The 21191-nt window shown below is 68.8% G+C and carries 19 protein-coding genes; 16 read left to right on the forward strand and 3 right to left on the reverse strand.

All coding sequences use genetic code 11. From position 1 onward, the window contains the following. The first annotated feature begins 1 nt into the window (after nucleotide 1). Both QE388_RS14395 and QE388_RS14400 read left to right on the forward strand, forming a co-directional pair. Complete coding sequence (locus QE388_RS14395) at nucleotides 2-655, forward strand: CoA transferase subunit B (RefSeq protein ID WP_275799911.1); 654 nt, start codon at nucleotides 2-4, stop codon at nucleotides 653-655. Next, a complete protein-coding gene (locus tag QE388_RS14400; protein WP_307385977.1) occupies nucleotides 652-1836 on the forward strand; it encodes an acetyl-CoA C-acetyltransferase in 1185 nt (394 codons plus the stop codon). Before QE388_RS14395 ends, QE388_RS14400 begins: the two co-directional genes overlap by 4 nt. Nucleotides 1837-1884: 48 nt before the next feature. On the opposite strand, the gene QE388_RS14405 is transcribed toward QE388_RS14400, so the two are convergent. Beyond that, on the reverse strand, nucleotides 1885-2139 hold the full coding sequence (locus tag QE388_RS14405) for a hypothetical protein (RefSeq protein ID WP_058595904.1): 255 nt from the start codon (nucleotides 2137-2139) through the stop codon (nucleotides 1885-1887). Nucleotides 2140-2270: 131 nt separating this feature from the next. Here QE388_RS14405 and otsA point away from each other — a divergent pair, with 131 nt between their 5' ends. From otsA to ilvC, 6 genes are all read left to right on the forward strand, one after another. After that, nucleotides 2271-3731, forward strand: a complete 1461-nt coding sequence (otsA, locus tag QE388_RS14410; protein WP_275801539.1) for an alpha,alpha-trehalose-phosphate synthase (UDP-forming) — start codon at nucleotides 2271-2273, stop codon at nucleotides 3729-3731. Further along, nucleotides 3728-4507, forward strand: a complete 780-nt coding sequence (otsB, locus tag QE388_RS14415) for a trehalose-phosphatase (protein ID WP_307385981.1) — start codon at nucleotides 3728-3730, stop codon at nucleotides 4505-4507. The genes otsA and otsB overlap by 4 nt, the downstream gene beginning before the upstream one ends. A 59-nt stretch (nucleotides 4508-4566) precedes the next feature. Next, the gene (ilvD, locus tag QE388_RS14420; protein WP_058614257.1) at nucleotides 4567-6285 is read left to right on the forward strand and encodes a dihydroxy-acid dehydratase; all 1719 of its coding nucleotides are present in this window, start codon (nucleotides 4567-4569) and stop codon (nucleotides 6283-6285) included. Nucleotides 6286-6332: 47 nt separating this feature from the next. Continuing rightward, nucleotides 6333-8141 carry an acetolactate synthase large subunit gene (locus QE388_RS14425; RefSeq protein WP_058614256.1) on the forward strand — a complete coding sequence of 603 codons (1809 nt, stop codon included), beginning with the start codon at nucleotides 6333-6335 and terminating at the stop codon, nucleotides 8139-8141. A gap of 1 nt (nucleotide 8142) precedes the next feature. Then, a complete protein-coding gene (gene ilvN, locus QE388_RS14430; protein ID WP_058595899.1) occupies nucleotides 8143-8652 on the forward strand; it encodes an acetolactate synthase small subunit in 510 nt (169 codons plus the stop codon). Between the two features lie 151 nt (nucleotides 8653-8803). Next, nucleotides 8804-9829: a ketol-acid reductoisomerase gene (gene ilvC / locus QE388_RS14435; protein ID WP_275801542.1), complete on the forward strand. Its 1026-nt coding sequence runs from the start codon at nucleotides 8804-8806 to the stop codon at nucleotides 9827-9829. 62 nt (nucleotides 9830-9891) lie between these two features. Here the strand turns inward: ilvC and QE388_RS14440 are convergent, their stop codons facing one another. Beyond that, nucleotides 9892-11061: an IS30 family transposase gene (locus QE388_RS14440; RefSeq protein ID WP_307382296.1), complete on the reverse strand. Its 1170-nt coding sequence runs from the start codon at nucleotides 11059-11061 to the stop codon at nucleotides 9892-9894. Between the two features lie 381 nt (nucleotides 11062-11442). Between QE388_RS14440 and QE388_RS14445 the strand changes: the two genes are divergently transcribed. The 3 genes from QE388_RS14445 (at nucleotide 11443) to serA (ending at nucleotide 14172) form a co-directional block, all read left to right on the forward strand. Then, the gene (locus QE388_RS14445; RefSeq protein ID WP_307385985.1) at nucleotides 11443-11973 is read left to right on the forward strand and encodes a DNA polymerase III subunit gamma/tau; all 531 of its coding nucleotides are present in this window, start codon (nucleotides 11443-11445) and stop codon (nucleotides 11971-11973) included. Beyond that, entirely contained in the window at nucleotides 11970-12308 is a 339-nt protein-coding gene (locus tag QE388_RS14450; protein WP_058595896.1) for a hypothetical protein, read from the forward strand. The genes QE388_RS14445 and QE388_RS14450 overlap by 4 nt, the downstream gene beginning before the upstream one ends. Before the next feature lie 172 nt (nucleotides 12309-12480). Next, nucleotides 12481-14172 carry a phosphoglycerate dehydrogenase gene (serA, locus tag QE388_RS14455; RefSeq protein ID WP_307385988.1) on the forward strand — a complete coding sequence of 564 codons (1692 nt, stop codon included), beginning with the start codon at nucleotides 12481-12483 and terminating at the stop codon, nucleotides 14170-14172. 106 nt (nucleotides 14173-14278) lie between these two features. Here serA and QE388_RS14460 read toward each other — a convergent pair whose 3' ends face one another. Beyond that, nucleotides 14279-14821 carry a TetR/AcrR family transcriptional regulator gene (locus QE388_RS14460; RefSeq protein WP_307385990.1) on the reverse strand — a complete coding sequence of 181 codons (543 nt, stop codon included), beginning with the start codon at nucleotides 14819-14821 and terminating at the stop codon, nucleotides 14279-14281. 79 nt (nucleotides 14822-14900) lie between these two features. On the opposite strand from QE388_RS14460, the gene QE388_RS14465 reads away from it, so the two are divergent. The 5 genes from QE388_RS14465 to QE388_RS14485 all read left to right on the forward strand — a co-directional run bounded on the left by QE388_RS14465 (nucleotide 14901) and on the right by QE388_RS14485 (nucleotide 21070). Further along, entirely contained in the window at nucleotides 14901-16439 is a 1539-nt protein-coding gene (locus QE388_RS14465; RefSeq protein WP_307385992.1) for an MFS transporter, read from the forward strand. A gap of 25 nt (nucleotides 16440-16464) precedes the next feature. After that, nucleotides 16465-17514, forward strand: coding sequence for a 3-isopropylmalate dehydrogenase (locus QE388_RS14470; protein WP_058614250.1), 1050 nt, complete (start codon nucleotides 16465-16467; stop codon nucleotides 17512-17514). Nucleotides 17515-17568: 54 nt separating this feature from the next. Further along, entirely contained in the window at nucleotides 17569-18675 is a 1107-nt protein-coding gene (locus QE388_RS14475; protein WP_275796716.1) for a branched-chain amino acid aminotransferase, read from the forward strand. A gap of 393 nt (nucleotides 18676-19068) precedes the next feature. Then, nucleotides 19069-19836, forward strand: a complete 768-nt coding sequence (locus QE388_RS14480; protein WP_307385995.1) for a fumarylacetoacetate hydrolase family protein — start codon at nucleotides 19069-19071, stop codon at nucleotides 19834-19836. Then, nucleotides 19829-21070 (forward strand): MFS transporter, encoded by a 1242-nt coding sequence (locus QE388_RS14485; RefSeq protein WP_307385997.1) that lies wholly within the window; start codon nucleotides 19829-19831, stop codon nucleotides 21068-21070. Before QE388_RS14480 ends, QE388_RS14485 begins: the two co-directional genes overlap by 8 nt. Nucleotides 21071-21191: the final 121 nt, after the last annotated feature.

Consider the following 21191-nt stretch of genomic DNA (forward strand, 5'->3'; position numbering starts at 1 on the left):
CATGGCCCTCACCCGCACGGAGATGGCGGCGCGAGCCGCCCGCGAACTCGCCGACGGCTCGTACGTCAACCTCGGCATCGGCCTGCCGACCCTCGTTCCGAACCACGTCCCGGAGGGCGTGACCGTCGTGCTGCAGTCCGAGAACGGCATCCTCGGCGTCGGTCCGTATCCGACCGAAGACGCGGTGGATGCCGACCTCATCAACGCCGGCAAAGAAACGGTGACCACGCTCCCCGGCGCGGCCTTCTTCGACTCGGCGCTGAGCTTCGGGATGATCCGCGGGGGCAAGATCGACGCCGCGATCCTCGGGGCGATGCAGGTGTCGGCCTCCGGAGACCTGGCGAACTGGATGATCCCCGGAAAGATGGTGAAGGGTCCCGGCGGCGCCATGGACCTCGTCCACGGAGCCGCGCGCGTCATCGTGCTCATGGAGCACGTCGCCAAGGACGGCTCGCCGAAGATCGTGAACGACTGCTCGCTGCCGTTGACCGGTCGCGGTGTCGTCGACCGCATCATCACCGACCTCGCCGTCATCGACGTGACCGAGGATGGACTCGTGCTCGTCGAGCTCGCTCCCGGGGTGAGCGTCGACGAGGTGCGGGATGCCACTGAGCCCCCGCTGACCGTGGAACTCACCGAGGAGGTCACCCGATGAACCCCGAAGACGTCGTGATCGTCGCTGCCGCGCGTACTCCCCAGGGGCGGCTGAAAGGTCAGCTCGCCCCGCTCACCGCCGTGCAGCTCGGCGCAGCCGCGATCCGCGGGGCCCTGGACCGCGGGGGACTTCCCGCCGAGGCCGTCGACGCGGTGCTGGTCGGACAGGTGCTCCAGGCCGGTGCCGGGCAGAACGCGGCTCGACAGGCTGCCGTCGCCGCGGGGATCGGGTGGGACGTGCATGCGGCGACCGTCAACAAGGTCTGCCTGTCGGGTCTCACGGCGATCATCGATGCCGCGCGCATGCTGCGCCTCGGGGACGCGACGGTCGTCGTCGCGGCGGGCATGGAGTCGATGACCCGCGCCCCGCACCTGCTGATGAACTCGCGCGAGGGCTACGCCTACGGCTCGGTCGAGGTGCTCGATCACCTCGCGTACGACGGTCTCACGGACGCTTACGACCGCGAGAGCATGGGGGCTTCCACCGAGCGCGCCAACGCGCGATTCGACGTGACCCGTGAGGCGCAGGACGCGGTCGCTGCCCGGTCGCACCAGCGTGCCGCCGCCGCGCAGGCGGCGGGTGTCTTCGACGCCGAGATCGTGCCCGTTGAGATCCCGCAGCGCAAGGGCGATCCCGTCGTCGTGACGGCCGACGAGGGCATTCGCGCCGACACGACGGTCGACTCGCTCGCGAAGCTCCGCCCCGCTTTCGCCGAGGGCGGATCGATCACGGCGGGCAACGCGTCGCAGATCTCCGACGGGGCGTCAGCGGTGGTCGTGACCACCCGCTCGGTGGCCGAGGAGCACGGATGGGACGTCCTCGCGGTCGTCGGGGCGGCGGGACAGGTCGCCGGACCCGACAACTCGCTGCACGCGCAGCCTGCTCGCGCGATCGCGAGAGCCCTCGAGAAGCAGGGCATCTCGGCATCCGATCTCGATCTCGTCGAGATCAACGAAGCCTTCGGCGCTGTCGTGGCTCGTTCGCAGGCCGAGCTGGGCCTGTCCGACGATGTCGTGAACCCGCACGGGGGCGGCATCGCGATCGGTCACCCGATCGGCGTCTCGGGCAACCGGCTCGTCGTGCACGCGGTCCACGAGCTGGTGCGGCGGGGGAGCGGCACCGCCGCGGTCGCCCTCTGCGGCGGTGGAGGCCAGGGCGACGCGCTGATCCTCACACGTTGACAGACAGACGGATGCCACGACCCCGGGGTCGTGGCATCCGTCGTCCGGTCAGCGCGCGAGGCGCTTCTTGAAAAGCTTCTGCTGCTTCTTCGCGACGGGGGAGTCGCCCGCGATCACGCGTCCGCGCCGGGCGCGACGGGTGTCGACGACCGATCCGATCGCGAGAGCCAGCGTGATGCCCCAGCTGAGCCACGCGAGGGCGGTGCGCCACGTGAAGGGCTCGTCGTTGCGCAGAGCCCGCAGGAGCGTGATGCCACCCGTGATGGCGCTGAGAAGACCCGTTCCGAAGATGTACTGGCGCATGTGTTCAACCTACCGAGGAGCGTGATGCGACGCCGCGCCTTGACAGGCGGGGCGTCCATATCGCATCCCGTCCAGCCCTCTGCGCCGCTCGATGCCGCTGTTAGCCTGAGGTCGATCCCCGAGGAGGACCTGTGACCCAGGCCGATTTCGTCGTCGTCGCCAACCGCCTTCCCGTCGACCGCACCCCGGACGGTGAAGGGTGGCGTCGTTCCCCCGGCGGTCTCGTGACCGCCCTCGAGCCGGTGATGCGTCGCGCCGACGGCGCGTGGGTCGGGTGGGCCGGCCAACCCGACGTCGAGCTCGACCCGTTCGAGTTCGACGGAGTGCACCTTGTTCCCGTCGTGCTGTCGGCGGCCGACGTGCAGAACTACTACGAGGGCTTCTCGAACGACACGATCTGGCCGCTCTACCACGACGTCATCGCCGCGCCGACCTACAAGCGCGCGTGGTGGGACGCGTACGTCCGCGTGAACCGCCGATTCGCCGAAGCCGCGGCCGCCTCTGCTTCTCAGAACGCGACGGTGTGGGTGCAGGACTATCAGCTGCAGCTCGTTCCCAAGATGCTGCGGGAACTCCGGCCCGACCTGACGATCGGCTACTTCCACCACATCCCGTTTCCCGCCTACGGCCTGTACTCGCAGCTCCCGTGGCGCAAGCAGGTCCTCGAGGGCCTGCTGGGCGCCGACGTGATCGGATTCCAACGCGTTGCGGACGCGGGCAACTTCGCGCGAGCCGTGCGGCGTCAGTTGCGGTACGAGACCAAGGCCAGCGGCATCCTGGTTCCGGACCCGAAGGGCGGCACGCGCGTCGCCCTCGCCAAGGCGTTCCCGATCTCGATCGACGCCGACTCGTACGTCGAGCTCGCGCAGAAGCCCGAGATCCAGCAGCGCGCGAAAGAGATCCGCGAGGGCCTCGGCAACCCCCGCAAGATCCTGCTCGGGGTCGATCGCCTCGATTACACGAAGGGCATCCGCCACCGCCTGAAGGCGTGGGGCGAATTGCTCGAGGACGGCCGCGCCACGGTCGAGGACGCCACGCTCGTGCAGGTCGCGAGCCCGAGTCGCGAGCGCGTCGACGCCTACGTGCAGCTGCGCGACGAGATCGAGATGACCGTCGGGCGGATCAACGGCGACCACGACACAACAACGCACACCGCGATCCGGTACCTGCACCAGTCGTACCCGCGTGAAGAGATGGTCGCGCTGTTCCTCGCCGCGGACGTCATGCTCGTGACCGCTCTCCGCGACGGCATGAACCTCGTGGCGAAGGAGTACGTCGCCAGCCGCACCGACAACCGCGGTGTGCTGGTGCTGAGCGAGTTCGCCGGTGCCGCCGACGAGATGGGCAGCGCCCTGCTCATCAATCCGCACGACATCGACGGATTGAAGGATGCCATCGTCCGGGCGATCGACATGCCCGCTGCCGAGCAGGGTCGCCGCATGCGGGCGCTGCGCAAACGCGTGCGCGAGCATGACGTCGAGGACTGGTCGCGCGAGTTCCTCGAGGCTCTCGCGACGTTCCACGACACGGCCTCGAGCGCGGCGGCCGCCGCCGAGGTCGAGGGCGATTCCGAGGGCGAGGACGCGGAATGACTGCCGCCGACGCCACGATCGAGGCCGTCGCCACGACCGACCGCCTGCTGATCGCCGTCGACTTCGACGGCACCCTCTCTCCTCTCGTCGATGAGCCGATGTCGGCGCGCATGACCCCGGGCGCCCGGGCGGTCCTCGACGACCTGGTCACGCTTCCCCGCACGGTCGTCGCTCTCGTCTCCGGACGCTCGCTCGGCCACCTCCGCGAGATCGCGGAGCACACGGACGACTCGCTCATCTGGCTCGCGGGCTCCCACGGCGTGCAGTTCTGGGTACCCGGGGTGGGCGTCGAGGCGGCGACGGACGACGACGCGGACCTGGCCCTCCGGGACCGCCTGCAGGACGAGGTCAGTCGTCGCGCCGCCGGGACGACGGGCGTCTGGATCGAGCCGAAGGAGTACGGCTTCGGCGTGCACACCCGGACCGCGGATGCCGAGACCGCCCGCGCCGTCCGGGAGATCGCCGATGAGCTCGTCGCCGCCGAGGCGCCCGAATGGAGGCGTCGAACGGGCCACGACATCCTCGAGTTCTCGTTCCGCCACGAGGGGAAGGACTCCGCCGTCGCGCACCTGCGCGAGCGGGTCGAAGCGACCGCTGTGCTGTTCGCGGGCGACGACGTCACCGATGAGGACGCGCTGCGCTCCCTCGGCCCCGGAGACCTCGGCATCCGTGTCGGCGGGGGAGAGACCGCGGCCACACTGCGCGTCGACGACATCGACGCATTCGTGACCGTCCTGGAGGACGTCGCGCGTCTTCGCCGCGCGCACACGGATTGATCAGCGATTCGACACTCGTGGCGCATCGGCGCGCTACGCGCGCGCAATAGACTGCGAGGATGCCCGCACCGCAGAATCCGAACACCGGCGAGTTCGACATCAAGCCCCGCAGTCGCGTCGTCACCGACGGCATCGAAGCCACGACCTCCCGCGGAATGCTCCGCGCGGTCGGCATGGGCGACGAGGACTGGGACAAGCCCCAGATCGGCATCGCGTCGAGCTGGAACGAGATCACCCCCTGCAACCTGAGCCTCGACCGCCTCGCGCAGGGCGCCAAAGAGGGCGTCCATGCCGGCGGCGGGTACCCGCTGCAGTTCGGCACCATTTCCGTCTCCGACGGCATCTCGATGGGCCACGAGGGAATGCACTTCTCGCTCGTCTCGCGCGAGGTCATCGCCGACAGCGTCGAGACCGTGATGATGGCCGAGCGCCTCGACGGGTCCGTCCTGCTCGCGGGTTGCGACAAGTCGATCCCGGGCATGCTCATGGCATCCGCTCGTCTCGACCTGTCGAGCGTCTTCCTCTACGCGGGCTCGATCGCCCCCGGCTGGGTCAAGCTCAGCGACGGCACCGAGAAGGACGTCACGATCATCGACTCGTTCGAGGCCGTGGGCGCGTGCCTCGCGGGCAAGATGAGCGAGGCCGACCTCAAGCGCATCGAGTGCGCGATCGCCCCGGGTGAGGGTGCGTGCGGCGGTATGTACACCGCCAACACGATGGCCTCGGTCGCCGAAGCCCTCGGTCTGAGCCTTCCCGGCTCCGCCGCCCCGCCGTCGGCCGACCGTCGTCGCGACTACTTCGCCCACCGTTCGGGCGAGGCCGTGGTCAACCTGCTGCGCCAGGGCATCACCACGCGCGACATCCTCACCAAAGAGGCGTTCGAGAACGCCATCGCCCTCGCCATGGCGCTCGGCGGCTCGACCAACGTCGTGCTCCACCTCCTCGCGATCGCCAACGAGGCCGAGGTCGAGCTGAACCTGCACGACTTCAACCGCATCGGCGACCGCACCCCGCACGTCGCCGACATGAAGCCGTTCGGTCAGTACGTCATGAACGACGTCGACCGTCACGGTGGCATCCCCGTCATCATGAAGGCGATGCTCGACGAGGGTCTGCTGCACGGCGACGCGCTGACCGTCACCGGAAAGACGCTCGCCGAGAACCTCGCCGACCTGAACCCCGACCCCGTCGACGGAAAGGTGATCCACCGCTTCGACGACCCGATCCACGCCACGGGCGGCATCACGATCCTCCACGGCTCGATGGCTCCCGAGGGTGCCGTCGTGAAGTCGGCCGGCTTCGACGGCAACGTCTTCGAGGGCCCCGCCCGCGTGTTCGAGCGCGAGCGCGCCGCCATGGACGCGCTCGAGGCGGGCGACATCGCCGCGGGCGATGTCGTGGTCATCCGCTACGAGGGCCCCAAGGGCGGCCCCGGCATGCGCGAGATGCTGGCGATCACCGCAGCCATCAAGGGCGCGGGGCTCGGAAAAGATGTACTACTCTTGACGGACGGTCGATTCTCAGGCGGCACAACCGGCCTCTGCATCGGCCACATAGCTCCCGAAGCGGTGGACGCAGGTCCGATCGCCTTCGTGCGCGATGGTGATCTGATACGGGTCGATATCGCCGCTCGCACTCTCGACTTGATCGTCGATGAGGCCGAGCTGAGTTCCCGCCGCGAAGGCTGGGAACCGCTTCCCCCGCGCTATACCCGTGGCGTTCTGGCCAAGTACTCCAAGCTCGTGCACTCCGCCGCGGAGGGCGCGGTCACGGGCTGACGGCCGTCCCCCTTTTCTCACCTTCTTCCGGTTCTCGAGGTACTCCCATGTCCATCGATTCCCCTACGGCGGCCGTGCCCCGGCCTCCCGCTCGCACCGCCCCGGCGCCCGTGATGACGGGTGCGCAGGCGGTCGTCCGCTCGCTCGACCTGCTCGGTGTCACCGACGTCTTCGGCCTGCCGGGCGGGGCGATCATGCCCGTTTACGACCCGCTGATGGACGACGAGCACGTCCGCCACATCCTCGTGCGCCACGAGCAGGGCGCCGGCCACGCGGCAGAGGGCTACGCCGCGGCTTCCGGCAAGGTCGGCGTCGCGATCGCGACGTCGGGTCCGGGTGCCACCAACCTCGTCACCGCGATCGCCGACGCCTACATGGACTCGGTGCCTCTCGTGTGCATCACCGGACAGGTGTTCTCGACCCTCATGGGGACGGACGCGTTCCAGGAGGCCGACATCGTCGGCATCACGATGCCCATCACCAAGCACTCGTTCCTGGTGAAGACCGCCGAGGAGATCCCCGGCGCCCTCGCCGCGGCCTTCGAGATCGCCTCGACGGGTCGTCCCGGTCCCGTGCTGGTGGACATCACGAAGGATGCGCAGCAGGCCGAGGTGCCCTTCGTCTGGCCGCCCAAGATCGACCTGCCCGGCTATCGTCCGGTGACGAAGGCTCACGGCAAGCAGATCCAGGCCGCGGCGCAGCTGCTCGCCACCGCGCAGAAGCCCGTCCTGTACGTGGGCGGCGGAACGATCCGCGCGAACGCCGCTGCCGAGCTGAAGGTCCTGGCCGAGGCGACCGGTGCGCCCGTCGTGACCACGCTCATGGCGCGGGGCGCATTCCCCGACTCGCACGAGCAGCACCTGGGGATGCCCGGCATGCACGGCACCGTTCCCGCGGTGCTCGCCCTTCAGGAGAGCGACCTCATCGTCTCCCTCGGCGCGCGCTTCGATGACCGCGTGACGGGCAAGGCGTCGCTGTTCGCACCGCACGCGCAGGTGGTGCACGTCGACATCGACCCCGCCGAGATCTCCAAGATCCGCACCGCTGACGTGCCGATCGTGGGCGACCTCAAAGAGGTGCTCGTCGACCTGGATGCCGCCTTCCGCGCCGCCGACGCCGAGCACCCGCACGATTACTCGGAGTGGTGGACGTACCTGAACGGCCTCCGCGAGGAGTTCCCGCTCGGCTACACGCCCACCAGTGACGGTCTGCTCTCGCCGCAGCACGTGATCCAGCGCATCGGCGAGTTGACCGGTCCCGAGGGCGTCTACGCCTCCGGTGTGGGTCAGCACCAGATGTGGGCGGCGCAGTTCATCAAGTACGAGCGCCCCAACGCCTGGCTGAACTCCGGCGGCGCCGGCACCATGGGCTACGCGGTTCCGGCCGCGATGGGCGCCAAGGTCGCTCAGCCCGAGCGTGCCGTGTGGGCGATCGACGGCGACGGCTGCTTCCAGATGACCAATCAGGAGCTCGCGACCTGCGTCATCAACGACATCCCCATCAAGGTCGCGATCATCAACAACTCCTCACTCGGCATGGTGCGCCAGTGGCAGACGCTGTTCTTCGACGGACGCCACTCCAACACCGACCTGAACACGGGACACGGCACGCGCCGCATCCCCGACTTCGTCAAGCTCGCCGAAGCGTACGGGTGCCTCGCGATCCGCGTCGAGAAGGAAGACGAGATCGACGCCGCCATCCAGCTCGCGCTGGACACGAACGACCGTCCGGTCGTGATCGACTTCGTCGTGAGCGCCGACGCGATGGTGTGGCCGATGGTGCCGCAGGGCGTCAGCAACAGCTACGTCCAGTACGCGCGCGACCACTCGCCCGCCTTCAACGAACAGGAGGACTGAGATGTCTCGTCACGTTCTGAGCCTCCTCGTCGAGGACAAGCCCGGTCTGCTCACGCGCGTCGCCGGCCTCTTCGCCCGCCGCGGGTTCAACATCGAGTCCCTCGCCGTGGGCGTCACCGAGGTGCCGGGTCTCTCCCGCATCACGGTCGTCGTCGACGTCGAAGGTCTGCCGCTGGAGCAGGTCACGAAGCAGCTCAACAAGCTGATCAACGTGATCAAGATCGTCGAGCTCGACCCCGCGGCATCCGTCCAGCGCGAGCACGTGCTGGTCAAGGTGCGGGCCGACAACGCGACCCGCTCGAACGTGCTCGAGGTCGTCAACCTCTTCCGCGCGTCGGTGGTCGACTACGCACCCGATGCGATCGTGATCGAGATCACGGGCGACTCGGGCAAGGTCGGTGCGTTCCTGAAGGCCATCGAGCCGTTCGGAGTGAAAGAGCTCGCGCAGTCGGGCCTTCTCGCCGTCGGTCGCGGAGGCAAGAGCATCACCGAGCGCGTCCTCCGCAGCTGAACCCCGTCGGTCCCTGAGCGCGTCGACGGGCCCGACACCCCGAACCCGTCGGTCCCTGAGCCTGTCGAAGGGTCCGACTGCCCAACTTCACACGTCCCACAACCCGGTCCCTTCGACAAGCTCAGGGACCTGAAACCAAGGAGAAAATTCCATGGCAGAGATCTTCTACGACGACGACGCCGACCTCTCGATCATCCAGGGCAAGAAGGTCGCGATCGTCGGCTACGGCTCGCAGGGCCACGCGCACGCGCAGAACCTGCGCGACTCGGGTGTCGAGGTCGTCATCGCGCTCAAGGACGGCTCCAAGTCGGCCCCCAAGGCGCAGGAAGACGGCTTCGAGGTCAAGAACGTCTCGGATGCCGCCGAGTGGGCCGACCTCATCATGATCCTCGCGCCCGACCAGCACCAGCGCTCGATCTACGCCGACTCGATCAAGGACAAGCTGACCGAGGGCAAGACGCTCGCCTTCGCGCACGGCTTCAACATCCGCTTCGGCTACATCGACGCTCCCGAGGGCGTCGACGTGATCCTCGTCGCGCCCAAGGCTCCCGGTCACACCGTGCGTCGCGAGTACGTCGCGGGCCGCGGTATCCCCGACATCATCGCCGTCGAGCGCGACGCCTCGGGTTCGGCCTGGGACACCGCTCTCTCGTACGCGAAGGCCATCGGCGGCACCCGCGCCGGCGTCATCAAGACGACCTTCACCGAAGAGACCGAGACCGACTTGTTCGGCGAGCAGTCCGTGCTCTGCGGCGGCATGAGCCACCTCGTCCAGTACGGCTTCGAGACGCTGACCGAGGCTGGCTACCAGCCCGAGATCGCGTACTTCGAGGTGCTGCACGAGCTCAAGCTCATCGTCGACCTCATGTGGGAGGGCGGCATCGCCAAGCAGCGCTGGTCGATCTCCGACACGGCCGAGTACGGCGACTACGTCTCCGGCCCCCGCGTCATCGACCCGTCGGTGAAGGAGAACATGAAGGCCGTCCTCGCCGACATCCAGTCCGGCGCGTTCGCGAAGCGCTTCATCGACGACCAGGACAACGGCGCGACCGAGTTCCTCGCCCTCCGTGAGAAGGAGCAGGGTCACCCGATCGAGGCGACCGGCAAGGAGCTCCGCGGTCTGTTCGCGTGGAAGCAGCAGGACAGCGACTACGTCGAGGGCTCGGCCGCCCGCTGATCCGTCCGTCGAACGCCCCGGGGCCTTGGCGGTTTCTAGAGGTCGTCGCAACACCAACTGAACTAAACGAGTTCTAGCAGACGCTGGGCTGGGGTGTCCCAGCCCAGCGTTTTGCGTGGGCGGCCGTTGAGTTTCTGGGCGACGTGCTCGAGGTCTTCCGGACCGTAGACGGACAGGTCGGTGCCTTTCGGGAAGTACTGCCGGAGCAGGCCGTTGGTGTTCTCGTTCGATCCGCGCTGCCAGGGGCTGGCGGGGTCGCAGAAGTAGACGGGGACGTCGGTGGCGACCGTGAACGCCTTGTGCGCGGCCATCTCCGTCCCTTGGTCCCAGGTGAGCGACCCCCGCAGGTGCGCCGGGAGGCTGCCGATCAGGCCCACCAGGACGTCGCGGACGGTTTCGGCGGTGTGATCACGGGCGGGCAGATGCCCGAGCATGACGTAGCGGGTGGCGCGTTCGACGAGGGTGACGATCGCGGACTGATTACCAGCTCCCATGATCAGATCCCCCTCCCAATGCCCGGGGACGGCGCGATCTGCGACCTCCGGCGGTCGCTCACTGATCATCACCATCGGATCAACGAAACGGCTCGTGCGATGCTCGGGCGTGCGGTGCGGTTTGCGGCGGGCGCGCCCGGTGCGCAGCGCATCGGCGACCTCGCGTTTCAAACCGCCGCGAGCCTGGACGTAAATCGCCTGGTAAATCGTCTCCGCGCTCACCTGCATACTCTCGTCGCCCGCGTGATCTCGCGACAGGACGCCGCTGATCTGTCCCGGAGACCATTGTTCCTTCAGCCGGTCCGAGACGTACTCCCGCAACCGTCCGGGCTGGGCCAGCTTCGCGGGCTTCGGCCGGACCCTCTTCGCCGCGGCATCGCGGTGAGCGGCGTGCGGCAGGTAACGCCCGTTCGCATCCCTGCGCGCGTCGAGTTCGCGCTTGATCGTCGACGCTGCCCGGTCCAGCTCCCGGCCAATCGACCGCAACGTCCACCCGAGCCGCCGTAAATCGGCGATCTTCTCCCGCTCCTGCAGAGACAGCAGCCGAGAACCGATCTGCGCCGGAACCCGGGGCGGTGGGGTCGTCATGGACTCCATCGTGGTGCGCCCAGTCGAGTAGTCAACGCGTCGCCCGTCCGGGTAGAACCGCGAGTTCCGCGAATGCCGGACCCCGTGATCCCAATCCCGTGCGGTGCGCTCGTGGATGCCGACCTGCGCTGCGGCGTCCCGCCGCGACACACCTTCCCCGCGCAGCCGGGCATACTCGCCCCGACGCGGATGCGGCCGCGCCGGGAACTTCCCCTCGGAACGGAACCCCGCCTTCCTGGCCCAGGTGAAACCCGTATTCCGATTCATCCCGAGCTCTCGCGCAGCCAACGTCACACTGCCGAGTTCCTTCAACAGCGTCAGGAACTCATCCCGACGACGATCCTTCTCCTCCGAAAACGACACGGTGGTCGCAACCTCCCAAAATCTGGGGTGTTGCGACCACCGTTAGAACCCGCGCTTACGGTTCCGGGGCGTTCGCCGTTGCATCGGGTGTTCTGGCCCCGGATGCCATGGACGCGGCGCCCGGCGGGGCGTGGCCCGGTCGCGGGGGAGCGCCGCTACCGTGGGATCGTGAGCACACCGCGCGATGACGACGCCCTCTCGTGGGGCGGTGACGACGATCCGACTCTCGACGTCGGCGACAAGCGCACGCCCGACCCGGTGGGGGAGCCGGTCGCGGGACCGGAACCGCTCGTGCCTCAGCCCCCTGTTTCGGATGCGCCGCCGACACGCGAGGCGCCGCGCGCGCCCGAGGCCGCGGCATCCGTCGATTCCCCTTCGGACGCGACTCCGGATGCCGCGCATTCCGCGCCGCTCGGAAACGTCGGCCTCGTGGGCATCGGCATGGTGGCGGCGACGTTCCTGCTCTTCGCGCTCGGCTGGCTGCTTTCGGGACGCCAGCTCCAGAGCCTCGGCATCCCCATCCCGGATGTGACCGTCGTCGCGATGACGATCGGGGCCACCCTCGCCCCGATCGTGTGGTTCGTGACGGTCCTCGTGCTCACGCGGTCGTGGCGCACGTGGCAGCGATTCCCGCTGCTGATCCTGGGCATCGTCCTGCTCGTGCCGTGGCCGTTCCTGTCGATGGGATCTCTCGCATGAGCGCCGTCGCCCGCACCCGTCACCTGCCGACGTGGCTCGTCGTCACGATCGCGGGAATCTTCGGACTGTTCTACGCGTACGTCGTGTGGAGTTCGGTGGCCCTGCTCATCCTGCAGGTCAACGGGCCGCTGGGTCTCAACGGCCTCGGCTGGTTCGTCTACTGCCTGCCGATCGTCTTCCCGCTCATCGCGTTCGGCGTCGCTTTCGCGATCGGCGCGCGGCGGAAGGCGGGGGAGTTCGCCCTCGTGCTGCTGGCCGGCCTGACGCTGTCGGCGGCCTTCTGGCTCGCGATCGTGGGGTACGGGACGACGTCGTACGGGTTGTACGGGTCGTAAGCGCGGCTCCGCGCACGTCGTCGTAGGCGACCCTCCGGCGTCACACGGTCCGGCATCCGTGCGCCTCCGCGCTAGGCTGGCAGACGGCCCGCACGGGTCGCGCGCCCGGTTCGCGCCGGCGGTGCGCGACGGTGCGCGTCAGACCCCCAGCACCGTTTCGAAGGACGCATCCGTGACGAAGCCCGTCGTGCTCATCGCCGAAGAACTCTCTCCCGCCACGATCGACGCGCTCGGCCCCGACTTCGACGTGCGCAACGTCGACGGGACCGACCGCCCCGCGCTGCTCTCGGCCCTCGCCGACGCGCACGCGGTGCTCGTGCGCTCGGCCACCCAGATCGACGCCGAGGCTCTCGCCGCAGCGCCGTCGCTCAAGGTCGTCGCCCGTGCCGGTGTCGGCCTCGACAACGTCGACATCAAGTCGGCCACCGCGGCCGGAGTCATGGTCGTCAATGCGCCGACCTCCAACATCATCTCGGCCGCCGAGCTCACCGTCGGGCACGTGCTGTCTCTCGCCCGCCGCATCCCGGCTGCCCACTCCTCGCTCGCGCAGGGCCTGTGGAAGCGCAGCTTGTTCACCGGTACCGAGCTGTTCGAGAAGACGATCGGCATCATCGGTCTCGGACGCATCGGTGCGCTGATCGCCGCCCGGTTGCAGGCGTTCGACATGCGCGTGATCGCGTACGACCCCTACGTCACCGCGGCTCGTGCTCAGCAGCTCGGTGTGCAGCTCGTTTCGCTCGACGAGCTCCTCGAGCAGAGCGACTTCGTCACCATCCACATGCCCAAGACGCCCGAGACGACGGGAATGATCGGCGCCGAGCAGCTGCGCCGCATGAAGAAGACGGCGTACGTCATCAACGTCGCGCGAGGTGGCCTCATCGACGAGGAGGCGCTGTTCGACGCCCTCACCGCCGGCGAGATCGCCGGTGCCGGCCTCGACGTGTTCTCGACCGAGCCTCCCGCCGAGGGCGGCCCGGCGCGCAAGCTCCTCGACCTGCCGAACGTCGTGGTCACCCCGCACCTCGGCGCCAGCACCGAGGAAGCGCAGGAGAAGGCGGGTGTCTCCGTCGCCCGCTCCGTGAAGCTCGCCCTCGAGGGCGACCTCGTTCCGGATGCCGTGAACGTCGCCGGCGGCGCGATCGACCCGTTCGTGCGTCCCGGTATCGCGCTCGTCGAGATGCTCGGCCAGTTCTTCAGCGGCCTCGCCGACAGCGCCCTCACCAGCCTCGACATCGAGGTGCGCGGCGAGCTCGCCGCCTACGACGTGAGCGTCTACCGCCTCGCCGCGCTGAAGGGATACTTCAGCCGGATCGTCAGCGAGAGCGTGTCGTACGTCAACGCGCCGCTCTTCGCCGAACAGCGCGGGGTCGAGGCGCGGCTCGTCGTCGAAGCCGAGAGCCCGCTGTACCGCAACATCACGATCCTGCGCGGCACGCTCGCCGACGGCTCGACCCTGACGGTTGCGGGTACGCTCGCCGGAACCCGCATGGTGCCGAAGGTCGTCGCCATCAACGGCTACGACATCGAGGTGCCGATCGAGAAGCACCACCTCGTGATGCGCTACGCCGACCGCCCCGGCATCGTCGCGATCTACGGCCAGAAGCTGGGCGAGGCGGGCATCAACATCGCCGGTCTCCAGGTGGCGGCTCCGGATGCTACGGGCCGTGCGCTCTCGGTCCTCACCGTCGATTCGCCCGTGCCCGACGAGATCCTCGGCGCCATGCGCGAGGCCGTCGGCGCCGACCTGTTCCGGCAGATCGACATCGTCCGAAGACTGACGCGACAGCGTTCGGGGGAGGGGGTCGCGGGAGCGGCCCCCTTCGTCGTTTCCGGGATGGTTCTGTACGGGGTGTTCATGGCGTGACGGCCTGGGCGACGATGCGAGCAGCCCGCGAGGGGTCAGGACGGTGGCCTCTTCGGCGCGCGGCTCGCTGGCCGCATCCTGGATGGATGCGCCGGTCACCCGTCGTTCAGGTGGTCGCCGCGACGACCGCGGCGATGAGCTTGTCGAGGTCAGCACCCTCGACCCGCGGGCTCGGGACGGCGTTGAGGTCGAGAACGGCGTTGAAGTAGAGGCCGTCGCTGACGAGCAGCACGATCTGCAGTGCGGTCTCGTCGCGGGTGTGGCCCCGCAGGCTATCTTCCCAGAGCTCGCGCACGCGTCGGAGTGATGCGGTGGCGGCGTCGTTGCCGTTCTGCGCGAGGCGGGATACCGCGAGGATCGTCACGTCGAGCGCGGAGCCGGTGTTCTGCGATGAGCGGATGTGCGCGGCGACGGCGCCCTCCGTGGACCTCTCGATCTCTTCCACGTCTTCGCGCGCGAGCTTCTCGAGGCGCTCCACGAGCGCCGCTTCGAGGGCGCTCTTGGAGCTGAAGTGGTAGAGGAGACCGCCCTTGGAGACACCGGCCGATCGCGCGGTGGCATCGACGGTCGCCGCGCGCTCTCCCTCGTCGACGAGGATGCGCGTGAACGCGTCGAGGACGGCTTCGCGGGCGAGTGGGGGGCGGCTCATGACTCCTCGATCGTACTGGCGGCGGATGCTTCTCGTCTGTTACTATACCGGCTGGACGGTTTAGAAACGGATTTGAAGAATGCTCACCTCGTCGTTGCCCACGCAAGACATCGCCGTGACCCGCGCCGGGTGGCGTGGCTGGTTCGCGCTGGCGGTGCTCATGCTGCCCGTGCTCCTGGTCTCGGTCGACAACACGGTGTTGAGCTTCGCTCTCCCCGAGATCGCACTCGACCTGCAGCCGTCGAGCATCGAGCAGCTCTGGATCATCGACGTCTACCCGTTGGTTCTGGCTGGTCTCCTCGTCACGATGGGCACCCTCGGCGACCGCTTCGGCCGCAAGCGCATGCTGCTGATCGGCGCGACGGGTTTCGCAGCCGTGTCGGCGCTGTCCGCCTTCGCCCCGACGGCGGCTGCTCTCATCGCGGGCCGCGCGTTGATGGGCGTGTTCGGCGCGATGCTCATGCCCTCCACGCTGTCCCTGCTGCGGAGCATCTTCCGCGACCGTGATCAGCGTCGCTTCGCGATCGCGATCTGGGCCTCGGGCTTCTCGGCCGGCGCTGCGCTCGGTCCGATCGTCGGCGGCTTCCTGCTCGAGCACTTCTCGTGGGGCTCGGTATTCCTCATGGCGGTACCGGTGCTCGTGCCTCTGCTCATCCTCGCCCCGATCTTCGTGCCCGAGAGTCGCGACCCCGCGCCTGGCCGCTTCGACCCGATCAGCGTCCTCCTGTCGCTCGCGACCATGGTGCCGATCGTCTATGGCATCAAGAAGCTCGCCGTCGACGGCCCGGTGTCACTCGCGCCCCTGCTCTTCGTCATCGGCGTCGTCTTCGGCTGGTTGTTCGTGCGGCGTCAGCGGCGCCTGTCCGCGCCGATGCTCGACATGACGCTGTTCCAGCGCGGCACGTTCTCGGGCGCGATCCTCGTGAACCTGCTGAGCGTGGTCGGTCTCGTCGGGTTCCTGTACTTCGTCGCCCAGCATCTGCAGCTCGTCGTCGGGCTGACGCCGATGGTCGCGGGCTTCGCCCTGCTCCCGGGGCTCGCCCTCATGATCGTGTCCGGCCTCGCGGTCGTGCCCATCGCGGCGCGTTTCGCACCGCGCGTCGTCGTGCCGATCGCGCTCGGCTTCTCGGCGGTCGCCTACGTGATGGTCGCGCTCTCGACCGCCGACCTCGTTCAGCTCGTCGTGGCATTCGGTCTGCTGGGCGTCGGTATCGGTGCGGCTGAAACGGTGTCGAACGAGCTGATCCTGTCGAGCGCGCCCTCCGCGAAGGCGGGTGCCGCGAGCGCCGTCTCCGAGACGGCGTACGAGGTGGGCGCGGTGCTCGGAACGGCTGTGCTCGGCGGCATCCTGGCGGCGTTCTACCGCGCTCAGCTGGTCCTGCCAGCGGGGCTGCCCGATGCCGCGGCCTCAGCCGCCCGAGAAACCCTCGCCGGGGCTGTCGCCGTCTCGCACATCCTCGACGACGCCACCCTGGCCGAGGCTCTGCGGACCGCCGCGGCACACGCGTTCGACTCGGGTGTGGTCATCACGGCTCTGATCGGGGCGGGCCTCATCGTCGTCGCGGGTGTGATCGCTGCCACTACCCTGGGAGGAACCCGCGGCACGTCGACGAAGTGACGTGCCCCGAGCTCTGAGGAGAGCGATGTCGCGTGTCGTGAAGCTGGCCGTCATCCCCGGTGACGGCATCGGTCCCGAGGTCGTTGCGGAGGCCGTGAAGGTCCTCGACGCGGTCACCGCCGAATCCGAAGTCGTCTTCGAGAAGACGCACTTCTCCCTCGGGGCGGGTCGCTACCTCGAGACGGGCGACACGCTCACCGATGACGACCTCGCGGCCATCGCAGCGCAGGATGCGATCCTGCTCGGCGCCGTCGGGGGAGTCCCCGGCGACCCGCGCCTGAAAGACGCGAACATCGAGCGGGGCCTTCTGCTGAAGCTTCGGTTCGAGCTCGACCACTACGTGAACCTGCGTCCGTCGAAGCTGTACCCCGGTGCGGGCGGTCCGCTCGCCGACCCGGGAGACATCGACTTCGTGGTCGTGCGCGAGGGCACCGAGGGCCCGTACGTCGGCAACGGCGGTGCGATCCGTCGCGGCACTCCGCACGAGGTCGCCAACGAGACGTCGGTGAACACCGCTTTCGGTGTCGAGCGAGTCGTCCGATACGCGTTCGCCCTCGCGGAACGTCGTCGCCATAAGCTCACGCTCGTGCACAAGACGAACGTGCTCGTGCACGCCGGCGGCATGTGGAAGCGGATCGTGGATGCCGTGGCATCCGAGTACCCCGGGGTCGACGTAGACTACCTGCACGTCGACGCGGCAACGATCTTCCTGGTCACGAACCCGGGCCGCTTCGACGTGATCGTCACCGACAACCTTTTCGGCGACATCCTGACCGACTTGGCCGGCGCCGTCACCGGAGGCATCGGCCTCGCCGCTTCGGGCAACATCAACCCCGACGGCGCGTTCCCCTCGATGTTCGAGCCCGTCCACGGATCGGCGCCCGACATCGCGGGCACCCAGAAGGCCGACCCCACGGCCGCGATCCTCTCCGTCGCCCTCCTGCTCGATCACCTCGGGCTCACCGACGAAGCCGCCCGCGTCACCCGCGCGGTCGAGGACGACATCGCGAGCCGCGACGGCGCCCGCAGCACCGCTCAGATCGGCGACGCCATCGTCGAACGCGTCCAGGCGTAACCTGGACCGATCGGCCCGCATCGCCCCCGCGCATCGAACAGTTTTGGATCACGAATGACCACCATCGACACTGACCCCGACACCGGACTCGACCCGCTCGAGTTCGCCGTCACCCGCAACCTCGCGGCGAAGAGCGCGGCGGATCGCGACGCGATCCTCGCCAACCCCGGGTTCGGGCAGAGCTTCACCGACCACATGGTCGACATCTGCTGGTCGGTCCGCGGCGGCTGGCACCGCCCGCGCGTCTCGCCCTACGGGCCGATCTCGCTCGACCCGGCCGCAGCTGTCCTGCACTACGGACAGGAGATCTTCGAGGGCATCAAGGCCTACCGTCACGCCGACGGATCCGTGCACACCTTCCGCCCCGACCAGAACGGTCGTCGTCTGCAGCGCTCGGCCCGCCGCCTGGCGCTGCCCGAGCTGCCCGTGCCGTACTTCCTGCAGTCGCTGCGCGAGCTGATCGCCGTCGACGGCGCGTGGGTGCCGTCGGGCGAGGATCAGAGCCTCTACCTGCGGCCGTTCATGTTCGCGAAGGAGGCGTTCCTCGGCGTGCGCCCCGCGCACAAGGTCGCGTACTACCTCATCGCCAGCCCCGCGGGTGCGTACTTCAAGGGCGGCGTGAAGCCGGTCTCGATCTGGCTCAGCGAGGACTACTCGCGCGCCGGCAAGGGCGGTACCGGTGCGGCGAAGACCGGTGGCAACTACGCCGCCAGCCTCCTGCCCCAGTCCGAGGCGTACGAGAACGAGTGCGACCAGGTCGTCTTCCTCGACCAGGACCGCAACGTCGAAGAGCTCGGCGGCATGAACGTCGTGTTCGTCTACAAGGACGGCACGATCGTCACCCCGCAGTCCGACTCGATCCTCGAGGGCATCACGCGCGACTCGCTGCTGCAGCTCGCTCGCGACCGTGGACACCACGTCGAGGGACGCAACGTCTCGCTCGACGAGTGGCGCCAGGGTGTGGCATCCGGAGACATCGTCGAGGTGTTCGCGTGCGGCACGGCCGCGGTCGTCACCCCGATCGGCATGCTCAAGGGCCGCGACTTCATCGACGAGCAGCCCACGGGCACCCTGGCTCTCGAACTGCGCGAAGAGCTGACGAACATCCAGTACGGCCGCGCCGCAGACAAGCACGGCTGGCTGTACCGCCTCGACGCGTAATCGCTGAGTCCATCGGAGGGGTTCCCGGATGCCGGGGGCCCCTCCGTCGTCTCCGCCGGGCATCGTCCGCCATAAACGCGATCCGCTCACGCAAACGCGGTGTGCACGTGTTTCTGCGCGTGGATCGCGTTTATGGGTGCGATGGGTGCGGCTTTCGGTTGGGTCGGAAGCGGGTTCGTCGGTGTCGGCATCGGTGATGCGGCGCAGCCCGCCCCCGTCCATAAACGCGATCCGCTCACGGAAACGCGGTGTGCACGTGTTTCTGCGCGTGGATCGCGTTTATGGGTGCGGAATCCTGGGCGCGCTGATGCGGTTTCGCTCGACCCGGTCTCGCGCGCTCCGCGCGGGTCGGGAGACGGATGCCATGTCCGACCCCGCGGATAGGCTGAAGCGGTGAAGATCGCTCGATTCAGCCACCAGGATGCCATTCGCTACGGGATCGTCGACGACGGCGAGCTCGTGGTCCTCGCCGGAGACCCGATGTTCGCGGGATTCGACACGACGGGGGAGCGCGTGCCCCTGTCCGATGTCGCGCTTCTCGCGCCGGTCATCCCGCGGTCGAAGGTGGTCTGCATCGGCAAGAACTACCACGACCACGCCGCCGAGATGGGCGGCGAGGCGCCGGCCGAGCCCCTGATGTTCCTCAAGCCCAACACCTCGGTGATCGGCCCGGGGGACGTGATCGTTCGGCCTACGAGTCTGAGCTCGCACACCGACTACGAGGGCGAGCTCGCCGTCGTCATCGGCCGTATCGCCAAGAACGTCCCCGCCGAAAAGGCGAGCGACTACATCTTCGGTTACACCGTGGCCAACGACGTCACCGCTCGAGACCTTCAGCGCAGTGACGGGCAGTGGTCGCGCGCGAAGGGGTTCGACACGTTCTGCCCCGTCGGACCCGTCATCGAGACCGAGCTCGACCTCGAGACCGCCGCGATCACCACGCGCGTCAACGGAGAGGTCCGTCAGCAGGGCCCGGTGTCCGACATGATCCACGGCGTCGGCGCCCTGGTCGCGTACGCATCCGCGGTCTTCACGCTCCTGCCCGGCGACCTGATCCTCACCGGCACCCCCGCCGGCGTCGGTCCCTTCGTCGCCGGTGATGCCGTCGAGGTCGAGGTCAGCGGTATCGGGGTTCTGCGCAACACCGCGCGCGATGCCTGACGCGACCGCGCCGGTGGGCATCGACCTCGCCGCCACCCAGCGCCGTACGGTGCGGGTCCTGGCGGCGGGGCAGGTGCTCACCGGAGTGGCTTTCGGGGCCACCCTGTCGCTCGGAGCTCTCCTCGCGGCCGATCTGTCGGGCCAGGAGGCGCTGTCGGGCTTCGCGACCGCCGCGGTCACCCTCGGCGCTGCCTTGACCGCCATTCCGCTCGCCCGACTGGCTGCCCGTCGCGGCCGGCGATTCGCGCTGACGACGGGGAACCTCGCGGCACTCAGCGGGATCATCGTCGTCATCGCGGCGGCCGCCACCCGCACCTTCCCCCTGCTGCTGGTGGGCATCGCGCTCATCGGGGCGGGGAACGCCGGCACGCTCCAATCGCGTTTCGCCGCGACCGACCTCGCGACGACCGCTCGTCGCGGTCGCGACCTCGCGACGGTGGTCTGGGCGACCACCGTCGGAGGCGTGGTGGGTCCTCTGCTCCTCGCACCCGGTGAGCTCGTCGGGGCGAGCATCGGGATGCCGCGGCTGACGGGCGCCTATCTCTTCTCGTTCGCCGCGCAGGTGTGCGCTTTCGCTCTGTACCTGCTCGTTCTGCGGCCCGACCCCCTTTTGCTCGCGCAGCGCCTCGACCGTGAGAAGGCGGCTTCCGTGGTCGCGGCCGCCGAGGTCGATCGTCCCGGTCTCGCTCGCTTCGCAATGCTTGCGGTCGCCGCCTCGCACGTCACCATGGCGTCGGTGATGGCGATGACTCCTGTGCACCTGTCGCACATCGTCGCTCCGGATGCCGTCACGCTCGCCGTCGGCGTCACGATCGCGCTGCATGTGTTCGGCATGTACGGCCTGTCCCCGGTGTTCGGCGTCCTCGCCGACCGCGTCGGCCGTCTCGCCGTGATTCTGCTCGGTCAGGCGCTGCTCGCGGCGTCGCTGGTCATCGCATCGCTCTTCGCGGCCTCTCAGGGCGGGGTGCTGATTTCTCTCGTTCTGCTCGGCCTCGGCTGGAGTGCGGCGACGGTGGCGGGGTCCGCGTTGCTGACCGAGGCGACCCCGCTCTCTCTGCGCCCGCGACGACAAGGGCGCAGCGACACCCTCATGACCGCCTGCGCCGCCGTCGGATCGGTCCTCGCGGGCGTGATCCTCGGGCTCGTCGGATACGGGGGTCTCGCCCTGTGGGCCTTCGTGCCGGTCGCGCTCGTGTGCGTGGGTGCGTTGGTCGTCCGAGCGCGCGTGTCGTGAGCGTCGGGGCGACGTGCCCCCGGCGCGCACGAGAGCCCGCTCACCTACCGGCGTGCGCGTACGAAACTCCTGAGAAATCGGGGCCGTGCACCGCGCGGCCGTCGAGAACCACGCGGCGAGC

Source organism: Microbacterium sp. SORGH_AS_0969 (genome assembly GCF_030818255.1).
Classification (GTDB): domain Bacteria; phylum Actinomycetota; class Actinomycetes; order Actinomycetales; family Microbacteriaceae; genus Microbacterium.